This is a genomic window from Pseudomonas sp., from assembly GCF_049590575.1.
Taxonomy (GTDB): Bacteria; Pseudomonadota; Gammaproteobacteria; order Pseudomonadales; family Pseudomonadaceae; genus Aquipseudomonas.
On the sequence record NZ_JBAWDE010000368.1, the window covers coordinates 1 to 1,792 of the forward strand.

General features: G+C 60.5%; 2 protein-coding genes. Both read left to right on the forward strand.

Annotated features, from left to right (window positions below; translation table 11 throughout):
* The first annotated feature begins 250 nt into the window (after positions 1–250).
* Positions 251–1,588: a cytochrome P450 gene (locus WBR57_RS25305; RefSeq protein WP_424087703.1), complete on the forward strand. Its 1,338-nt coding sequence runs from the start codon at positions 251–253 to the stop codon at positions 1,586–1,588.
* A 6-nt stretch (positions 1,589–1,594) separates the two neighbouring features.
* Positions 1,595–1,792 (forward strand): hypothetical protein (locus WBR57_RS25310; RefSeq protein ID WP_424087705.1); only part of this gene is annotated, 198 nt, incomplete at its 3' end.

Sequence of the window (1,792 nt, forward strand, 5' to 3'; positions counted from 1 at the left end):
GTGCGGAGTAGTCGGCAGTTTGCCTATTCCGCACGTGTTTTGGCCCTTCTGACATCAAGATCCGGGATCTCAAGACCGCATCTGAGTACTGCCGCGCCGGAGGCCGGGCGAGATTGCAGTGCTGCACTACTGAGCTCGTGACGCCGCACGGAAGCGACGATTCCCTTGGCACGCGGCCTGGTGATGCGAGCCGTCGCGCTCGCACTCATCGGGCACGAGATTCCAAGGGACATCGCAGCTAGGGGACCGCATGACCGATACGGCCATGGCCAATCCGTGCGAAACAGCGACGGCGAACAGATCGAACCCGCCGGCTGTGCGATCACCCAAGCTCGTGCAGGGTGTTCAGTTCGCTTTTTTTCGCCGCAAGTCGATGCGGAATTGGACCAAGCGGCACGGACACATCTTCGAGATCAACGTCCCATTCTTTGGTCGATCCGTCGTCGTTTCTGACCCGGCTCTAGTGAGGTTGGTGTGTACGGCAAGCTCCGAGCAGCTGATCAACGTGCAGCCGAATCTCAGCAATTGGTTCGGGCAAGGTTCGACCTTTGGGCTTGACGGCAGCCGGCATCGCGATCGGCGCCGGCTGCTCGCACCCGCATTTCACGGTCAGAGCCTGAAAAACTACGAGAAGGTGATCGAGGACCAGACATTGCGTGAAAGCGCGAATTGGCCTGAGAACACGGAATTTCCAATTCTCGAACCGATGAACAGGATCACATTGAACGTGATCTTGCAGACCATCTTCAGCGCTGATGGGACCGAACTCGAGGCACTCCGCGAGATCCTCCCGCCGTATATGAGACTGGGACAGCTATTGGCATTTTTGCCGCGGCCGCGCTTCGGGATCGGACGTCACAGCCCGTGGGGCAAGCTGGACCAGTTGCGCAAGGCATTTGACCAAACCGTGTGCACGCTGATCGATCGGGCGGATGCCGATCCGCGTCTCGGCGAGCGGACGGACATCCTGGCCTTGTTACTGCGCAGTTGGCACGACGACGAAACCGGGATACCCCGCCGCGACATCTGCGATGAACTGTCCCTACTCGTCTGTGCGGGTCACGAAACCACCGCATCGGCACTGGCCTGGACGTTTGAGCGGTTGCGGCGCCACCCGGACGTGCTGGCTGAGCTGGTCACAGAGGTCGATGAGGGTGGCGGCGCGTTGCGTCGGGCCACAATTCTGGAGTCGCTGCGGGTGCGCACCGTCATCGATGTGTTTGGCCGCCGGGTCAATTCGGAGAACTTCGACCTCGGCGAGTGGCGGATCCCGCATGGGCGCACACTGCTCGTGCGCATTGCCGATCTTCACGAGGATCCGGAAATCTTTCCTCACCCCGAACGATTCGACCCGTATCGCTTCTGCGGCGCCAAGCCGCCGTCATCAGCTTGGCTCCCGTTCGGTGGCGGAGCGCGGCGGTGCATCGGCGCTGATTTCGCAATCGCCGAAATGGATGTCGTCATGCGGACGGTGCTGCGGAATTTCCGGATCCAGACCGACGCCGCCACCGATGAGAAGTCGTATTTCCGGGGAGTCGCCCATATCCCGAAACTCGGCGGCCGCGTGATACTGAACCGCCGAAAGTAGCTCATCGTGCCGACTCAAGTGATCAGACCATTGCACGAAGAACGGCTCGAAATCCGTTGCAACGTCGGTGATGCCATGGTCGCGAACCTGGCGGTCCACATTGTCTTCTTCTTTGAGCGGCATCTCGACATGACAGCGCTCGCTCGTTCATTTGCGCAGGCGCTCACCAATCTTCCGATCTTCGCGGGACGCATGGCCCTGGTC

Excerpts from the sequence above, each read along its gene's own strand:
- WBR57_RS25305 (WP_424087703.1), top strand. The coding sequence starts at position 251 with ATGACCGATACGGCCATGGCCAATCCGTGCGAAACAGCGACGGCGAAC.